This window comes from Bradyrhizobium sp. CCBAU 051011 (genome assembly GCF_009930815.1).
Taxonomy (GTDB): Bacteria; Pseudomonadota; Alphaproteobacteria; order Rhizobiales; family Xanthobacteraceae; genus Bradyrhizobium.
Map to the genome: position 1 here is coordinate 1,558,650 of NZ_CP022222.1, position 16,010 is coordinate 1,574,659.

Consider the following 16,010-nt stretch of genomic DNA (forward strand, 5'->3'; position numbering starts at 1 on the left):
TGGTTGTCCTGCTCGCAGGCCTGCTGGGCTTCGCGCTTGGAGCAGCCACGCTTGGATTCGCGGCTCTGTCGATCGGGATATCGTTTCTCGGTCACGCACAGGGCGGTATTCATAGTGATTGGACCCTCGTCGTGCTCTTCGGAACCCTAGTGAGCTTTGGACTGGGTGGAGTTGCAGGGGGCAGAGGAGCCGTCCGCCTTGCCAAATCCTTGCACGGTTAGAAGCAATAGCCTCGATGCTTACAAATGGGAGCTGTTGCGACTATTCCATAGAATCGTCTCTTTGTCCGCTATGGGTGAGGCTCGGAAGTATCTGGCCGCGAGAACTCGTGTCCGCTTCGCCTCAAGGAGCTGATTAGCCACCGCTTTGAAGATGGGCGGCTTAGCGCCAGGAGCTGTCGGAACGAGCTACGTGGCGTAGTTCGTCGGTTGGTGTTCTAGCCATCACGCTAACAGCTTGTGCAAAAAGTGGCCGGTGATTTGCCCGAGCATCAAACCAATAGCCATGATTGCCAGTGCGCCAAGGGAGCGCAGTTGACGGGCAAGCCGACCAAGGTCCGGGTTTCGTAGCGAAAAGAGTTGGTAGCCAACCGCAAAGCCACCAAATCCGCCAATGACTTGAAGCATTGGAAAGGGACCCATCATCACGGCCGATATCTTAGCTTCGCGCTACAGGCGTTACTCTCAGTCCGGCTTTATCAGTACACGTCCTAATAATAGCGGGGTATCGGACCGTTATGCGGCGTCTTGCGGCGCGACAGATCGAACAGCACTTCGTCGACATAGCACCAGCCCCAGCCTTCCGGCGGATCGTAGCCTTCGATCACGGGATGGCCGGTGGCATGAAAATGCGCTGACGCGTGCTTGTTGGGCGAATCGTCGCAGCAGCCGACATGGCCGCAGGTGCGGCAGATCCGCAAATGCAGCCACCGGCTTCCGCTTTTCAGGCACTCCTCGCAACCGAGCGCGCTCGGCGTCACCGTTTGAATGCCGGCGATATGGCTGCAGCCCTTTTTCGTCACGCTTCAACCTCGCGCGTCTCGAAGAATCTAAAGCGCCGGCTTCATGCTATCGGCGAGAAAGCCGTGCAGCGCCGCCACCACCTGCGCGCCCTCGCCGATCGCGCCGCCGACGCGCTTGACCGAGCCGGAGCGCACGTCGCCGACGGCGAACACGCCGGGCACCGAGGTTTCCAGCGGCGAGGCGGACCGCCCGTCCTTCTGGGTGCATTGCGTGCCCGTCACCACGAAGCCGCCGCGATCGACCATGACGCCGCATCCTTCGAGCCATGTCGTTGCCGGATCGGCGCCGACGAACAGAAACAAGTTACGGATATCGAGCGTGTGTTCTTCCGGGGCGAGGCGGCTGCGCCAGCGCAGGCGCGTCAGCGCCGCTTCGGCGTCGCCTTCGAGGCCGACCACTTCGGTATTGAACATCAATTCGATGTTGGGGGTCGCCTCGATGCGCTCGATCAGATAGCGCGACATGCTGGCGCCGAGCCCGCCGCCGCGGATGATCATGTAGACCTTGCGCGCGTGGGCAGACAGGAACACCGCGGCTTGCCCTGCGGAATTGCCGCCGCCGACCAGCACGACATCCTGATCGACGCACAGCTTGGCCTCGATCGGCGAGGCCCAGTACCAGACGCCGCGGCCTTCGAACTTCGCGAGGTTCTCGATCTCCGGCCGGCGATAGCGCGCGCCGCTCGCCACCACGACGGATTTGGCGCGCATCGTTTTCCCGCAATCGGTCGCCAGCGCAAAGACGCCATCGGGGCGGCTGCAATCGAGCGAATTGATCGAGACCGGGATCAGCATGTCGGCGCCGAATTTCTGCGCCTGGGTGAAGGCGCGCCCGGTCAGTGCCTGGCCGGTGATGCCGGTCGGGAAGCCAAGATAGTTTTCGATCCTGGCGCTGGCGCCGGCCTGGCCGCCGAACGCCCGCGAGTCGAACACCGCGACCGACAATCCTTCGGAAGCCGCATAGACGGCGGTGGCAAGGCCCGCCGGGCCGCTGCCGACGACCGCTACGTCGTAAAGCTTTTCATGATTGTGGTCACCGATCATGCCGATCGCGTAGGCGATCGCCGGCTCCGACGGATTGCGCAGCACCCGCCCGTCGGCAATCACGACCAGCGGCAGCTCGGCGCGCGAGCTGGCATAGCGCGCGACGAGGTCGGCGGCGTCCCTGTCGGTGGCGGGATCGAGAACGTGGTAGGGCTGGCCGTTACGCCCCAGAAAATTCTGCAGCCGCGCCATGTCGCCGAGCGAAGGCGGTCCGATCAATACCGGGCCGCCGGCGCCGCCCTGGATCAGGCTGACCCGGCGCAGGATCAGCGCCCGCATGATCCGCTCGCCAAGTTCGGCTTCCGCGACCAGCAGCGCCCGCAATTGATCCGGCGGGATCAACAGCGTCTCGACATCGCCTTCGGCATGGCCGTCGACCAGTGCGGGACGGCCCGAAAGCTGGCCAATCTCGGCCAAAAATTGCCCCGGCCCCTGATCGATGATGGGCGTGACATGACCGAGGCCGTCGCGCTGGGTGATCGCGACATCGCCTGACAGCACAACGAACATGCCGGGCCCCTGCTTGCCGGTCTCGAACAGGGCTTCGCCGTCCTTGTAGCTGCGCAGCTCGCCGAACCGGCGCATGCGCTCGATTTCGGGAGGCGTCAGCGCCGGAAATGTCTGCTCGTAACGTGGAAACGCGTTGGTCGCCGCGCCGGTCGCCGGACCAGCCGTGGTGTCTGCACTCATGATCGCCACCCAAAGTAACAAGGTCTGTGCGATGAGCCGTCAGGCCGCCCGGCGAGCGATCGGGGAATTCCCCTCTCCACTACTGGCCCGTCTTTTCTTCGCTGGCGTCATCTAGGGAGGCATTGGGGCTTTCGGAAGATGCGCCGCCATCGCTACGCCCGCGCGCCTGCGACTTCCGCCGCTTGAGATTTTCGCGCAGCGCCAGCTTCAGCCGGTCGCGTCGTGAATCCTTCACATCCGCAGCCGTCTTGCCCGCGCCCTTGCCTTGATCGCCCGTCATCGCCAATCCGTCGAATATCCTTGCTCGAAACAGAGGCAGCCCAACCCACCGCCCGCTGCCGCCGGAACATAGTGCGTTTCGCGGTCCCTCGCCGCAACGACCCGTATAGCTGCCAAAAGGCAATTGCTGGCGCGACCATGATTCGACGTTCCGGGGAACCGGATTGGCCGGAAGTTGACCGTTTTGAAGGAGTTGGCCGGCGACCCGCGTCGATTTTTGACGATTTTGGGCCCTTCCCGGCCCGCCCGCATGCTTGCGCCAGAGGGGCCCTTGTGGCAAGAACCGGCCGCCTAGTGGGAGGCCGTTTGGGCCGATTCCCAGAGATACCGGGCATGCTGCCGTAGCTCAGTGGTAGAGCACTCCATTGGTAATGGAGAGGTCGACAGTTCAATCCTGTCTGGCAGCACCATTCCTTCCAGTGATAACCGACGTCTTATTACTGTTCTCAGCCGCCCGCGCCTACCGGCCAAAGGTGCGTCGCATATCCTGCTCGAATCTTTCCTGCCGCTCCCTGGCCTCGGCTTCCAGCTTCTTGCTTTCCTCCTTCTGCCGTTTGATCGTCTCCGCCCAGTATTTCTGTTGCTCGCGCGCTTTTGCGCTTTTTTCTGCGCGGGCCTGACGCTCCTGCGCCTGCCCCGGCATCTGCCACAGCCCGGTGAGATTGGTCAGCACGACGGCGATGCCGATCAGCAGGGCAGTGATCTTGACGGTGTCCCAGCGCGAAATGGCCCTTGGGTTTTCTCCCATCGCCACAACGTCCGGCTTCGGCGCGGTGGGAGCCATGATGGCCTTCGCAACACTTGGAGTGCCCGGCGATGCCGTCACACTTGACACGACACTTGACACCACACTTGGCACGCTCGTTCTTGCCGGCCCGGCGGCCGGCGTATCGCGAAAGGCAAGCCAGCGCGCCTCGACCGCTTCGCGGAGCGCCTTTGGCTCGACCGACACGAGCTCGTGGTGCAAGGCCATCTGGACCTGCGAGCCCTTGGGGATGAAGTTGGCGCTCCAGCCGGGGCCGCGCAGGATGGGCGAGTCGACGAAGATCCGCTGGTCGTAAAATGACTTCGAAAGCAGAACCACGGTGACGTCGCGCAGGATCATTAAATTGCGTGTCGCGACATTGCCGAACTGGAAGAACGACCAGTACGTCGCTTCAACATCGATCGTGCCGATAGCCTGAATTTCGCGCCAGGGGATCAGGACCTCCTTGACGAAGGGGATGCGGTAATGGATGCCCGCGGGCGAAAGCGTGAATAATGGTTTGCCGGGATTCGAGCGCCGCCAGAGCGTAACAGCAACCAAGCCAGCGCCGAGCACCCAGCAGAGGACGATTCCGACGATCGTCCACGGCTCGCGGTCGAGATCGACCAGCGCATATATCAGGAGCCCCAGGAAGATCAGCAGGAGACCGGTCGGCAGCAGCCTGACGATGGCCGTGGTTGACCTGAATTCCAGCGTTTGACTGATGTCCTGGCCGCTGACATTCATGGCTTCGGCTCTCTCCACCGCGGGAATGATAGCGAGCAGCTAACCCGCTCAAGACGGACTGCGACGGTCCGGTGCGGAGCAGCGAGGCGCCATGCGCTTATCTGTGGCGAAGAATTGGTCGGGCCGGCGTAGATCGTGGTTCAGCCGCAATCAGGAAAATCAGCGCGGCTTGTGCTCCCGCTGGCTTATTCCGAGCCCAGCGCGACGTTGCGGAACGCCTTGACCAGCGATCCCTCCAGCTTGCCATCCATGCCGCAGAGGATCTGGTAGGCATCGGGCCGCGGCATCGGCGGCCGGTAGGGCCGCGACTCGATGAGGGCGGCGAAGATGTCAGAGATCGTCAGCAACCGGACGAGATCGGAAATCTCCGAGCCTTTCAGCCCATCCGGATAGCCGGAACCATCAAGATATTCGTGATGGTGCCGCACACCGTCCAGAATCTCCGGAGTGATGCCGGCTACGCCCTTCAACAGATCATATCCGATCACGGGGTGCCGCCGGATGATCTCCTCCTCCTCAGGGTCGAGGCGACCCGGCTTGTCGAGGATCGCCAGCGGAATGCGCGCCTTGCCAATGTCGTGCAGGGTCGCCGCCAGCCCGAGCCGCGATACGTCGGCGCCGGAGAAGCCGATATCGAGGGCGAAGCCGACCGCAACGCCGGTGACGAGCAGGCAATGCTGAAACGTGCCCTCGTGATAGCGGCGCACCTCGTCGAGCCATGTCGACAATCCGTCCCGCCCGACACGGTTGATGATCTTCGACGTCGCACGCTTCGCATCGGCGACTTGCACCGGCTTGCCGAGACGCACATTCGAAAACATCGAGGCAAAGGCTGCCACGCCTTCGTCCATATCCAATCCCGGAGCCGCGGCGTTGTCCGCCGCGGCTTCCGCCGCTTCGATCTGCGCAACCTTGAGAATGGCTTCCTTGGGGCGCGAAATGACCGAGGTCGCGCCGAGCGCATGAGCCTGCGCCACCATCGAACGGGAGAGATTGTGAACGACGAACAGCTTCTCAGGGATCGCGGCGAGGTCCTGCAGAATGAACCTGAGTTGATCGACGCGCGGCATCTGCCGCAGGTCGACGTCGACCATCAGCACGCCGTGCGACCGGATCCGAGTGCCGTCACCGCCCAGCAGCCAGGGGACCACGGCATGCTGCGGCTCGAGCATGGCTCGAATCGCAGGCAACTTCGTCGGTTCGTCTGTGACAAAATAGACGAGCATCTCGAGAAAGGTCCGTACGCGCGAATATTGAAGAAATCGTCCCTCGACGCTGAAGAACAGAAAAGAAAAATTGAACAATCTTGCCGGTGTTTCGGAACGCCGAGCCCACACTCGGCGCCATCAGCATCAGGTAGTTTTAACGTATCTCATTGTTGGACATCGGGGCTACCTTGCCGTTAAGCGGCTACCTCGTATAACTACGTACCCCAACTGAGGGACGCGGTTCGGCCTCAAAAGACAGAAATCGAGGACATCGTCAGTGAGTGATCTGTCGTCTCGAAACAATTCGGGAACCGAAAGATCGACGCTGTATGCTTTGCTCTCGGTCGGCTGCCTGTTTGCCGCCGGCCCGGCATCCGCGCAGGCCGATCTCGCCGGCGCGACCACGAAACTCACGCTGCAGGTCGCAACCGCCATCCTCGGCGAAAAATGCCGTCGCGTCGAGGCGCCGAACGCCGCCTCCTTCGCATCGGTAGCACTGCACCGGACCTTTCACGACGATTTCGACGCGCATCCGTTAACGGACGGTAGATGGGCGTCTTACTACGCCGGCGGCGCTGCCTGGCCGGAAGCGCGTTATTGGGGTGGCGAGGGGTCCGATTTCAGGCGCAAGACCAGCTATAATGGCGAACAGCAGATCTATGTCGATCCGCGTTATGGCGGGCGCGAAACGACGCCGCTCGGCCTCGATCCGTTCAAGGTCAGCGACGGCATTCTCTCGATCACAGCCAGCCGCACCCCGCCGGCGCTGAAGGCCGTGCTGTTCAACAATGAATATATCTCGGGCATCCTGACGACCCAGAGCCGGTTTGCCCAGAAGTACGGCTACTTCGAAATCCGCGCCAAGGTACCGGTCGGCACCGGCGTGTGGCCGGCGTTCTGGATGCTGGCCGATGACGGCGGCTGGCCGCCCGAAGTCGACATCATGGAGGGCCGCGGGCAGCGGCCGGGCGACATCGTGATGACGACGCATTGGCGGATACCGGAGACGCAGCGCGTGGAACGCTGCGGGTTTGACTTCATTGTGCCGGACGCCCCGACCGCGTTCCACGACTACGGCGTGCTGTGGCAGCCGGATCGCATCACCTATTTCATCGACCGACAGCCGGTCTCCGAGATCAAGGTCCCGGTCGGCTTCCACGAACCCATGTACATGATCGTGAACCTTGCGATGGGCTCGAAGACTCTCGAGGGCGTGGGCTTCGTCGACGGCGAATCTCCCAATATTGTCGCATTCGAGATCGACAGGATATCCGCCTACCAAATCGACGAACGCTGACCGGAGACCATGATGTTCGGAAAATTCTCGCGCCGGCATTTTGCAAAGCTGGCGGGCCTGTCCGCCCTTGGCATGGCGGCGCGTCCGGCTGAAGCCGCCGCGCAAGCAGCAGCCGACCGGCCCGCGCCGGCGAGCTTTCCGAAAGACTTCGTGTGGGGCACCGCCACCTCGTCCTATCAGATCGAGGGCGCCGTCAATGAAGACGGCCGCGGCCGCTCGATCTGGGACACCTTTTCCCACACGCCGGGCAAGATCGAGGACGGCACCACCGGCGACCGCGCCAACGAACATTATCACCGCTACAAGGAAGACATCGGCCTGATCAGGGAAGTGGGCGCAAAAGCCTACCGGTTTTCGATCGCGTGGCCGCGGGTGTTTCCCGAAGGCACCGGCAAGCCGAACGACAAGGGCCTCGACTTCTACGACCGCCTCATCGACGAACTGCTCAGGCAGGGCATCGAGCCCTACGCGACGCTCTATCATTGGGACCTGCCGCAGGCGCTCGAGGACAAGGTCGGCGGCTGGCGGTCCAGCGAAACGTCAAAGGCATTCGGCGATTACGCCGGCGTTGTGGCGGCGCGTATCAGTGATCGCGTCAGATCGATCTTCACGATCAACGAGGCCGGAAGGTTCGTGAATTTCGGCTACGGCTGGGGCGTCGATGCCCCCGGGCTCAAGCTGCCGGACGCTGATGTCAATCAGGTCCGCCACCATGTGGCGCTGGCGCATGGCCTTGCCGTGCAGGCGATCCGCGCCCATGGGCGCAAAGGCACCAAGGTAGGGCCGGCGGAGAACATCGCGGCCTGCGTGCCGGCGTTCGACACGCCGGAAAACGTCCGCGCCGCAGAGATCGCGACGCGCGAATTGAATTCAGGCTTCCTCGGCGTCATCCTGGAAGGCAAATACGCCGACGGCTTCCTGCAGTTCGCCGGCAAGAACGCACCGAAATTCACCGATGCCGAATTGAAGATCATCTCGCAGCCGAACGATTTCGTCGGCCTCAACATCTACGCGCCGCAATTCTATATCGCCGCTTCCGACAAGGCGCCGGGCTGGAGCGTGCTGCCCTTCCCCGCCTCATTCCCGCACATGAATTCGGAATGGCTGCGCGTCGGCCCGGAGACGATCTACTGGGCGCCGCGGCTAGCGGCAAAGGTCTGGAATATCGAGACGATCTATATCAGCGAGAACGGCACCTCGTCGGAAGACAAGCTTCGCGCCGACGGCCAGGTCTACGACCTCGATCGCATCATGTACTTGCGCAACTACTTGCGGCAATTGCAGCGCGCGACGTCGGAGGGCGTGCCAGTGCGCGGCTATTTCCTCTGGAGCCTGATGGACAATTTCGAATGGATCTTCGGCTACGAGAAGCGCTTCGGGCTCTATCACGTCGACTTCGAGACGCAGCGGCGGACGCCGAAACTCAGCGTCGCCTTCTATCGCGACGTGGTGGCGCGGAACGCGATCGGCGTCTGAACGCTGTCAATACCGCGCGGCTTGCCGCACCGGCGACGAGCCTTCGGAGATCGAGCGCTGCTCGACGTCGGTTGCCACAGTCGTGACGGGTTGCTGCGCGACTTTGCGCGAAGATTCGTGACCGAGAAACATGCCTGCAGCCGTGAACATCAGCACGACATAAAGAGCGAACATGCCGCCGACCAATTTCCAATAAATCTCGCGGGCCTCGGGTGTAAGGCTTTCAAGTAATCGGCGCATGGTTACCCTCCTCATCAGGAAACCTAATAGGCTGCGTATAGACCCCACGCCTGATCTGGTATGTGACGCACTTCACAGAGGTCGATTTGTAATGGAGACGCCGTGACCGGGGCCGAACTGAAGAAACTTCGACAGCATCTCGGCGAGGCCATCGGCCAGCCGCTGTCGGTGGCCGACATGGCCAAGCTCTGCGGACTGCCGGCCGCTGATGGCGCCGACACCATCCGCAAATGGGAGATCACCGGTCCGACCGGGCCGGTCGCCGAACTGCTGCGCATCCTGGCGATGGCCAGCGACCACTATCCGATCCTCGAAATGTTCAACGTGTTCGACCGCCACGACGTGCCGGTGAAAGACCGCCCGGCCCGCCGGCAGGCCTTCCGCGAGCAGATGCGCAGCGACGTGCGCCGCCGCATTGGTTAAGCAAGGCTTGCTCCGAAGCGGTAGAGACTTACCGAAATTAAGCCTTTGCTTACCTTTGATTAGGCCTTCATTAAGTACGAAAAACGTTTGTCGGCCAATGGGTTGGGTTACACCCCGCTGTCACCTCGGAGTGACAGCATTTTAGATAAATGCAGTCTAAGTGCGTGGCCATGTGATGCCCCGCACGAGGGTGTCGCCGAACGGTTTTCGGAGACCAACACCATGAAGAAGATCCTCGCAGCCCTCGTGGCCTTCGTCGCCCTCACCGCCGCCGCGCCCGCCCTCGGTGCCGATCTCGGCGGGCGCTCCTACTACAAGACGCCCCCGGCCTATGCGGCCCCGCTCTATAACTGGACGGGCTTCTATCTCGGCGGCCATATCGGCGGCGCCTTCAGCGGCAGCAACGATTTCAATGGCACAGTGCTGAGCGATTCCCGCGCCCGCCTGCTCGGCGGCGTTCAGGCCGGCCTCGACTGGCAGTTCGCGCCGAACTGGGTGCTCGGCACCGAGGGCCAGTATTCCTGGCTCGGCAAGAACAACCTCACCGCCACCTTCCCCGGCGGCTACGTCTACACCAACGATCAGCGCGGTCTCGGCTCGATCACGGCCCGCATCGGCTACACCTGGGGTCCGGGCCTGATCTACGTCAAAGGCGGTTATGCCTATTCCGACAACAGCGAGCGGGTGACGCTCGGCGGCGTGCCAATCGCCTTCCTGCTCGACGGCAATCACAGCAACGGCTGGACTGTCGGCGCCGGCCTCGAATACATGGTCGCCCCGAACTGGTCGGTCAAAGGCGAGTACATGTATTACGATTTCGGCAGCAGCCGCTTCGTGAGCCCCGTCGCGCTGGCGCCGTTCGGAAGCTTCCACAATGACGACCACACCCTGAAGCTCGGCGTCAATTATCGCTTCAACTTCGCAAGCCCGGTCGTGGCACGCTACTGAGCGCTTTCAACCGCGAATTGCAGAAGGCCGGCTTTCACGCCGGCCTTCTTGTTTTCGTTCTGCGCCTTGCGGTTTTCCGGTCCACGGAAAAATCCGCAGCAAAACGCCGCACAACTAAAATTATGGCGAAAAACGTTCCGTTTTTCCAAACTTGTTAACCGGGTATCGCGATACTGCCGCGCGAGGAAACATCCCAAGGTAGCGTAGACGGGGCAGCGGGCAGATGGCGGTACAATCGACTTTGCGAGACAAGGGTTTTCGCTTCGGCGTCAGGGGCAGTCTGTTTGCCGCATTCGCCGTCATCGCCGGCATGGCGATCGTCATCTCGGCCGGCGCCGGCCTGATGCTCGGGCGGCTCGGCGGGACCATGGTGGACTTGAGCGGACGCGACATTCCCCGCCTCGCCGCCAGCCTGCAACTTTCGGCGCAGAGCGCGAGCCTTGCCAGCCAGGGACCGGCGGTACTGGCCGCGCGCAGCGAACAGGCGCTGAGCGATCGTACCCGGAAAATGAAGGAGACCCAGACGGTCGCGCTGCAGAAGCTCGGCGAGATCGTCGAGCTCGGCGCCGACAAGGCGGTGGTTGCCGCACTCACCGAGAACATGAAAAACCTCGACGAGGTAATCAAGAGCCTCAGCTCGGCCGCGCAGGAGCGGCTCGAACTGGCCGCCCAGCATGAAAGACTGTACGAGGCCGTGCGCAAGGCGCAAAGGCGCTTCATTTCCGCCGCCGGCCCAGCCGCGATCGACGCCCAGACCGAGCTCTACAGCATCTACGCCGCCCCTAGCTTTTCCCAAGCCGATGCCATCAAGGCCCACAAGACGGCTGACCAGCTCGCCGACATCGCCGCCAGCGGCAATATGATGGCGTTCGACATGATCGCCGCGCTGTCGGCGACCAACGGCGATACGCTGGAGACCATTGGCAAGGAATTCCGCACCGCGCAGGCGCGCGTGAAGGCGAATGCCGAGCAGTTGCCGAAGACCACTGCGATGAATGTCGTCCGGAAGGCAACGTTGGACCTGCTGGCGCTCGCCGAGGGCAAGACCGGCGTCTTCAAGGTCCGCCAGCAGGAGCTGGACGCCGACGATTACGGCCAGACCATTCTGGAGGAAACCCGCAAGCTCAATGTCGGTCTCGGCATCAGCGTGCAGCAACTGGTCGACGCCGTGCAGAAGGAAACCAACGCTGCCGCCTGGCAGGCGCGTCAGGATATCTCGTTCGGCACCATGGTCATGCTCGCCCTCGGCGTGATGACGCTGGTCGGATCGGTGCTGTTCGTCTGGCTCTATGTCGGCCGCAACATCCTGCGGCGGATCAGCAACCTGCAGCACTCGATGCAACTGCTGTCCAGCGGCGATCTCGAAACCCAGGTCTATCAGACCCACCACCAGGACGAGATCGGCGTCATGGCGGATTCGCTGCAGGTGTTCCGCGAGAGCATGATCCAGAGCCGCGCGCTGTCCGCCGAACAGGACAAGGACCGCATCGTCAAGGCCGAGCGCGCCAACCGCATGGAAGCCCGTATCGTCGAGTTCGAAAGCACCGTTCGCACGGCGCTCGACAGCCTGCAGACCGCGGCGGGCTCGATGCAGTCGACGGCGCAAAGCATGTCGGCGACCGCCGATCAATCCAGCGCGCTGGTGACCGCGGTGGCCACCGCCGCCGAGCAGACCTCGGCCAATGTGCAGACCGTGTCGTCGGGCACCGAGGAACTGTCCTCCTCGATCGAGGAGATCGGCCGTCAGGTCATCACCTCGTCGGAGATTGCCCGCAAGGCGGTCCAGGACGCCGGCGCCACCGACGCCACCATGCAGGGACTTGCCGACAATGCGGCGCGGATCAGCGTCGTGGTCGATCTGATCCAGACGATTGCCTCGCAGACCAACCTTCTGGCGCTCAACGCCACCATCGAAGCGGCGCGCGCCGGCGATGCCGGCCGCGGCTTCGCGGTGGTCGCATCCGAAGTGAAGAGCCTCGCCAACCAGACGGCAAAGGCCACCGACGAGATCCGCCAGCAGATCGTCAGCATGCAGACGGTGACGGAGAGCGCGGTGTCCGCGATCCGCAACATCAGCAGCACGATCGCCGAGATCAACGAGGTGACCACCGCAATCGCGGCCGCGGTCGAGGAACAGGGTGCGGCGACGCGCGAGATCGCGCGCAACATCCAGCACGCCGCCGGCGGCACCAGCGAAGTCTCCAACAACATCGTCGGCGTCTCCAGCGCCTCGGCGCAGGCCGAGACCGCCGCCGACGAAGTGCTGACCGCCTCCGACGCGCTGCGCCGCGAGGCCGACGTGCTGCGCGCGGAAATCGACGCGTTCCTGTCGAATATCCGGGCGGCGTAGCTGAGGGTGCCGGGTGGCGGCGCCGCCGCCGCCGCGAGCCTGGCCGACAAAAAATGCGAAAACAACCCCATGCAAAGTAGCCGGGCACACCGCGTAGCATCGGGGGCATGCGCCACCGTCGGCCATGCGCGGTGGCACAGGATTGCTCCGTAAACTCATGCATTTGAGCCCGGCGCCTTGCGTTCCCCCGTGCGCGCGGACACCGCCATCGCTCTTTTCGGCTAGCGCGGCGCCGCCTCTACCGCTAAGCCGGTAGCATGCATTCGAAAACCGACACGGTGCAGTCCTCGGCCGAGGCACTGCGATACCCCTTCGAGAGCCATCCCGGCCACGATCAGGTCGTCGAGGTGGTGCCCGGCGTGCTCTGGGTCCGCCTCAAGCTGCCGTTCCGGCTCAACCATGTGAACATCTACCTGCTGGCCGACGGCGACGGCTGGGCGATGGTCGATTCCGGCTTCGGCAATGAGGAAACCATCGCGGCCTGGACCGCCCTGTTCGAGGGGCCGCTCCGGCACGTGAAGGTCACGCGGCTGATCGTCACCCATTCGCATCCCGATCACGTCGGCCTTGCCGGGTGGATCACCGAGCGCTTCGACTGCCCGCTGCAGATGTCGCAGGTCGAATATCTGCAATCGGTCTATCACCAGAACCGCGGCACCGAGGAGCGGCGCAACGCGCAGCGGCTGTTCTTCCGCCGACACGGCATGGACGAGAGCCTGACCGACAAATTGCTCGGCCGCGGCCAGGATTATCTGAAGCGGGTCTCGGTGCTGCCGCCGTCCTATCGCCGCATCTCGCATGGCGACGAGGTCGTGATCGGCACGCGGCGCTTCAAGGTCATCACCGGCGGCGGCCATGCGCTCGACCAGGTGATGCTGTATTGCGCCGCCGACAAGCTGTTCCTCTCCGCCGACCAGGTGCTGAGCAAGATCTCGCCCAATGTCAGCGTCTGGGCGGTCGAGCCCGACCAGAATTCGCTCGGGGAATATCTGGCCTCGCTCGCCAGCCTCACCACCACGCTGCCCTATGACGTGATGGTGCTGCCCGGCCACGGCGTGCCGTTCTATGGGCTGAAGACCCGCATCAAGCAGCTTGCCGATCATCACGAGGACCGCTGCCGCCTGATCGCGGAAGCCTGCCGGGAAGTGCCGCAGACCTCCAAGGAGCTGGTGCCGGTCGTGTTCCACAAGCACGTGCTGGACGAGCACCAGATGGGCTTTGCCGCCGGCGAGCTGGTCGCGCATGTCAATTACATGCTGGTCGAGGGGCGCCTGACCTGCGAGGTCTCAGACGGCATACTGCGATTCCGCACCACCTGAATTCGTGAGGCAATCGTGCCCACCGAACCAACGCAGCCAACGACGCACGAGGATATTCGCAATCTGGCGTCGCGAAACGATGTCGAGGCGATGGATACCCTTCAAAAGTTGACTACGGCAAGCGATCAGTTTCTGCGTCGCACAGCTTTGGAGATCATCGGAAGGCACGCGCGCGGGCGCGAGCTGACCGCAAGCGTTCTTGGCGCGCTTCGTGACTCTTCTGAGTATGTCAGGCGCACAGCTTGTGCGGTTGTAGAACAATGGAAGTTGGTCGAGGCGCATGATCTGCTGCTTCCCCTGCTGGCAGAGCCAGCGGCGTCCACGCGAGAGAGCGCGCTACGAGCTCTGTCCGTGATTTGGGATGACGCAGACTTTCAGGCCGTCCTCGAAATATACAAGAAAGATCCCGAAATCTCCGTTCGGCGGCAAGCTGCCTCGGCCTTGAGGCAGCAGCCTCACGGTGAAAATTGGCGTGTGCTCTTCGCTGACTTTTTCCGTGATAAGCTTCCGCGGCATCGCTCGTGGGCTTGCGAACTGGCGGGGGCTCACGGCGAATCTGACATCTTGCCGCTCCTGGCACCCCTCTTGGATGATCGAGACGGTCACGTCCGAAGAGCCGCTGCGCACGCCAGCCAGGCGATTGCACGCCGTAGCCAACCGTCGGCGAACTGATCGTCACGTCAACTACATGCTGGCGAGGGCCGGCTGACCTGCGAGGTCACGGACGACATATTGCGGTTCCGCACCACCTGACGCGCAATGGCGCCTTGCATTTTCGGAAGCGAAATTCCGAAAGTGCAAATCCCGCCTAGCGCCTTGATCCCGGTCAACATTTGCGCCGGCTAAGTAGCATCCCGGAGGCGCGCGGAAATGTGGGAAATCGCATAGACATCAAAGCTGGAAAGGCTCTAAAAAGGCCTCACGCCAACCCGGCCGGTTCCGTTCCAGGTCTTGTGATGGATTACAGCAAATTTTTCCAAACCGCCCTCAACCGTCTGCATGACGAGCGGCGCTACCGCGTTTTCGCCGATCTTGAGCGGATCGCCGGCCGTTTTCCGCATGCGGTCTGGCACTCGCCAAAGGGCAAGCGCGACGTCGTGATCTGGTGTTCCAACGACTATCTCGGCATGGGCCAGCACCCCAAGGTAGTCGGCGCCATGGTGGAAACCGCGACGCGTGTCGGCACCGGCGCGGGCGGCACCCGCAATATCGCCGGCACCCATCATCCGCTGGTGCAGCTCGAACAGGAACTGGCCGATTTGCACGGCAAGGAAGCTTCGCTGCTATTCACCTCGGGCTATGTCTCGAACCAGACCGGCATCTCGACGATCGCAAAACTCATCCCGAACTGCCTGATCCTGTCTGACGCGCTCAACCACAATTCGATGATCGAGGGCGTTCGCCAGGCCGGCTGCGAGCGGCAGATCTTCCGCCACAACGACCTCGCGCATCTGGAAGAACTCTTGATTGCGGCAGGTCCCGATCGGCCCAAGCTGATCGCCTGCGAGAGCCTTTACTCGATGGACGGCGACGTCGCGCCGCTCGCAAAAATCTGCGATCTCGCCGAGAAATACGGCGCCATGACCTATGTCGATGAAGTCCATGCGGTCGGCATGTACGGCCCGCGCGGCGGCGGTATCGCCGAGCGCGACGGCGTCATGCACCGCATCGACGTGCTGGAAGGCACGCTCGCCAAGGCCTTCGGCTGCCTCGGCGGCTACATCGCGGGCAAGGCCGAGATCGTCGACGCGGTCCGCTCCTATGCGCCGGGCTTCATCTTCACCACCGCGCTGCCGCCGGCGATCTGCTCGGCCGCGACGGCTGCCATCCGCCACCTGAAGGCCTCGAACTGGGAACGCGAGCGCCACCAGGACCGCGCCGCCCGGGTCAAGGCGATCCTCAATGCGGCCGGCCTGCCTGTGATGTCGAACGACACCCACATCGTGCCGCTGTTCGTCGGCGATCCCGAGAAGTGCAAGCAGGCATCCGACCTCCTGCTCGAAGAGCACGGCATCTACATCCAGCCGATCAACTATCCGACGGTCGCCAAGGGCACCGAGCGCTTAAGGATCACACCCTCGCCCTACCACGACGACGGCCTGATCGACGGGCTCGCCGAAGCGCTGCTGCAGGTCTGGGACCGCCTCGGCCTGCCCGTGAAGCAGAAATCGCTCGCGGCCGAGTAACCCTACCCCTGCTAATCCCAGCGAATTGGGCCGGTAG

General features: G+C 63.0%; 15 protein-coding genes and 1 tRNA gene. 9 read left to right on the plus strand and 7 right to left on the minus strand.

Features of this window, described 5'->3' with window-relative positions:
• Positions 1-443 precede the first annotated feature (443 nt).
• From ACH79_RS07430 to ACH79_RS07445, 4 genes are all read right to left on the minus strand, one after another.
• Positions 444-626: a hypothetical protein gene (locus ACH79_RS07430; protein ID WP_161850432.1), complete on the minus strand. Its 183-nt coding sequence runs from the start codon at positions 624-626 to the stop codon at positions 444-446.
• Positions 627-709: 83 nt separating this feature from the next.
• On the minus strand, positions 710-1,021 hold the full coding sequence (locus ACH79_RS07435; protein ID WP_161850433.1) for a UBP-type zinc finger domain-containing protein: 312 nt from the start codon (positions 1,019-1,021) through the stop codon (positions 710-712).
• A gap of 27 nt (positions 1,022-1,048) precedes the next feature.
• The gene (locus ACH79_RS07440; protein ID WP_161850434.1) at positions 1,049-2,755 is read right to left on the minus strand and encodes an FAD-dependent oxidoreductase; all 1,707 of its coding nucleotides are present in this window, start codon (positions 2,753-2,755) and stop codon (positions 1,049-1,051) included.
• Positions 2,756-2,834: 79 nt separating this feature from the next.
• Positions 2,835-3,035 carry a hypothetical protein gene (locus ACH79_RS07445; protein WP_161850435.1) on the minus strand — a complete coding sequence of 67 codons (201 nt, stop codon included), beginning with the start codon at positions 3,033-3,035 and terminating at the stop codon, positions 2,835-2,837.
• Positions 3,036-3,369: 334 nt separating this feature from the next.
• On the opposite strand from ACH79_RS07445, the gene ACH79_RS07450 reads away from it, so the two are divergent.
• A tRNA-Thr gene (locus ACH79_RS07450) sits at positions 3,370-3,444 on the plus strand.
• 50 nt (positions 3,445-3,494) lie between these two features.
• Here the strand turns inward: ACH79_RS07450 and ACH79_RS07455 are convergent.
• Together ACH79_RS07455 and ACH79_RS07460 are read right to left on the minus strand one after the other, a co-directional pair.
• Complete coding sequence (locus ACH79_RS07455; RefSeq protein ID WP_161850436.1) at positions 3,495-4,526, minus strand: hypothetical protein; 1,032 nt, start codon at positions 4,524-4,526, stop codon at positions 3,495-3,497.
• A 185-nt stretch (positions 4,527-4,711) separates the two neighbouring features.
• Positions 4,712-5,698 carry an HD-GYP domain-containing protein gene (locus tag ACH79_RS07460; RefSeq protein ID WP_161850437.1) on the minus strand — a complete coding sequence of 329 codons (987 nt, stop codon included), beginning with the start codon at positions 5,696-5,698 and terminating at the stop codon, positions 4,712-4,714.
• Positions 5,699-6,011: 313 nt separating this feature from the next.
• On the opposite strand from ACH79_RS07460, the gene ACH79_RS07465 reads away from it, so the two are divergent.
• Both ACH79_RS07465 and ACH79_RS07470 read left to right on the plus strand, forming a co-directional pair.
• Positions 6,012-7,031 carry a family 16 glycosylhydrolase gene (locus tag ACH79_RS07465; protein ID WP_371419371.1) on the plus strand — a complete coding sequence of 340 codons (1,020 nt, stop codon included), beginning with the start codon at positions 6,012-6,014 and terminating at the stop codon, positions 7,029-7,031.
• A 12-nt stretch (positions 7,032-7,043) separates the two neighbouring features.
• Positions 7,044-8,507, plus strand: a complete 1,464-nt coding sequence (locus tag ACH79_RS07470) for a GH1 family beta-glucosidase (protein WP_161850438.1) — start codon at positions 7,044-7,046, stop codon at positions 8,505-8,507.
• Between the two features lie 6 nt (positions 8,508-8,513).
• Here the strand turns inward: ACH79_RS07470 and ACH79_RS07475 are convergent, their stop codons facing one another.
• Complete coding sequence (locus ACH79_RS07475; RefSeq protein ID WP_161850439.1) at positions 8,514-8,747, minus strand: hypothetical protein; 234 nt, start codon at positions 8,745-8,747, stop codon at positions 8,514-8,516.
• 102 nt (positions 8,748-8,849) lie between these two features.
• Here ACH79_RS07475 and ACH79_RS07480 point away from each other — a divergent pair, with 102 nt between their 5' ends.
• From ACH79_RS07480 to hemA, 6 genes are all read left to right on the plus strand, one after another.
• On the plus strand, positions 8,850-9,170 hold the full coding sequence (locus ACH79_RS07480) for a DNA-binding transcriptional regulator (RefSeq protein WP_161850440.1): 321 nt from the start codon (positions 8,850-8,852) through the stop codon (positions 9,168-9,170).
• Between the two features lie 222 nt (positions 9,171-9,392).
• Entirely contained in the window at positions 9,393-10,118 is a 726-nt protein-coding gene (locus ACH79_RS07485) for an outer membrane protein (protein WP_161850441.1), read from the plus strand.
• Between the two features lie 223 nt (positions 10,119-10,341).
• On the plus strand, positions 10,342-12,468 hold the full coding sequence (locus tag ACH79_RS07490; RefSeq protein WP_161850442.1) for a methyl-accepting chemotaxis protein: 2,127 nt from the start codon (positions 10,342-10,344) through the stop codon (positions 12,466-12,468).
• Positions 12,469-12,725: 257 nt separating this feature from the next.
• A complete protein-coding gene (locus ACH79_RS07495) occupies positions 12,726-13,787 on the plus strand; it encodes an MBL fold metallo-hydrolase (RefSeq protein WP_161850443.1) in 1,062 nt (353 codons plus the stop codon).
• 15 nt (positions 13,788-13,802) lie between these two features.
• On the plus strand, positions 13,803-14,459 hold the full coding sequence (locus ACH79_RS07500) for a HEAT repeat domain-containing protein (protein ID WP_161850444.1): 657 nt from the start codon (positions 13,803-13,805) through the stop codon (positions 14,457-14,459).
• A 284-nt stretch (positions 14,460-14,743) separates the two neighbouring features.
• A complete protein-coding gene (gene hemA / locus ACH79_RS07505; protein WP_161850445.1) occupies positions 14,744-15,973 on the plus strand; it encodes a 5-aminolevulinate synthase in 1,230 nt (409 codons plus the stop codon).
• The last annotated feature ends 37 nt before the right edge of the window (positions 15,974-16,010 follow it).

Coding starts and splice junctions, on each gene's coding strand:
- ACH79_RS07470 (WP_161850438.1), top strand. CDS start 7,044: ATGTTCGGAAAATTCTCGCGCCGGCATTTTGCAAAGCTGGCGGGCCTG.
- hemA (WP_161850445.1), top strand. CDS start 14,744: ATGGATTACAGCAAATTTTTCCAAACCGCCCTCAACCGTCTGCATGAC.
- ACH79_RS07485 (WP_161850441.1), top strand. CDS start 9,393: ATGAAGAAGATCCTCGCAGCCCTCGTGGCCTTCGTCGCCCTCACCGCC.
- ACH79_RS07455 (WP_161850436.1), bottom strand. CDS start 4,526: ATGAATGTCAGCGGCCAGGACATCAGTCAAACGCTGGAATTCAGGTCA.
- ACH79_RS07440 (WP_161850434.1), bottom strand. CDS start 2,755: ATGAGTGCAGACACCACGGCTGGTCCGGCGACCGGCGCGGCGACCAAC.
- ACH79_RS07490 (WP_161850442.1), top strand. CDS start 10,342: ATGGCGGTACAATCGACTTTGCGAGACAAGGGTTTTCGCTTCGGCGTC.
- ACH79_RS07445 (WP_161850435.1), bottom strand. CDS start 3,035: ATGACGGGCGATCAAGGCAAGGGCGCGGGCAAGACGGCTGCGGATGTG.
- ACH79_RS07430 (WP_161850432.1), bottom strand. CDS start 626: ATGCTTCAAGTCATTGGCGGATTTGGTGGCTTTGCGGTTGGCTACCAA.
- ACH79_RS07460 (WP_161850437.1), bottom strand. CDS start 5,698: ATGCTCGAGCCGCAGCATGCCGTGGTCCCCTGGCTGCTGGGCGGTGAC.
- ACH79_RS07475 (WP_161850439.1), bottom strand. CDS start 8,747: ATGCGCCGATTACTTGAAAGCCTTACACCCGAGGCCCGCGAGATTTAT.
- ACH79_RS07495 (WP_161850443.1), top strand. CDS start 12,726: ATGCATTCGAAAACCGACACGGTGCAGTCCTCGGCCGAGGCACTGCGA.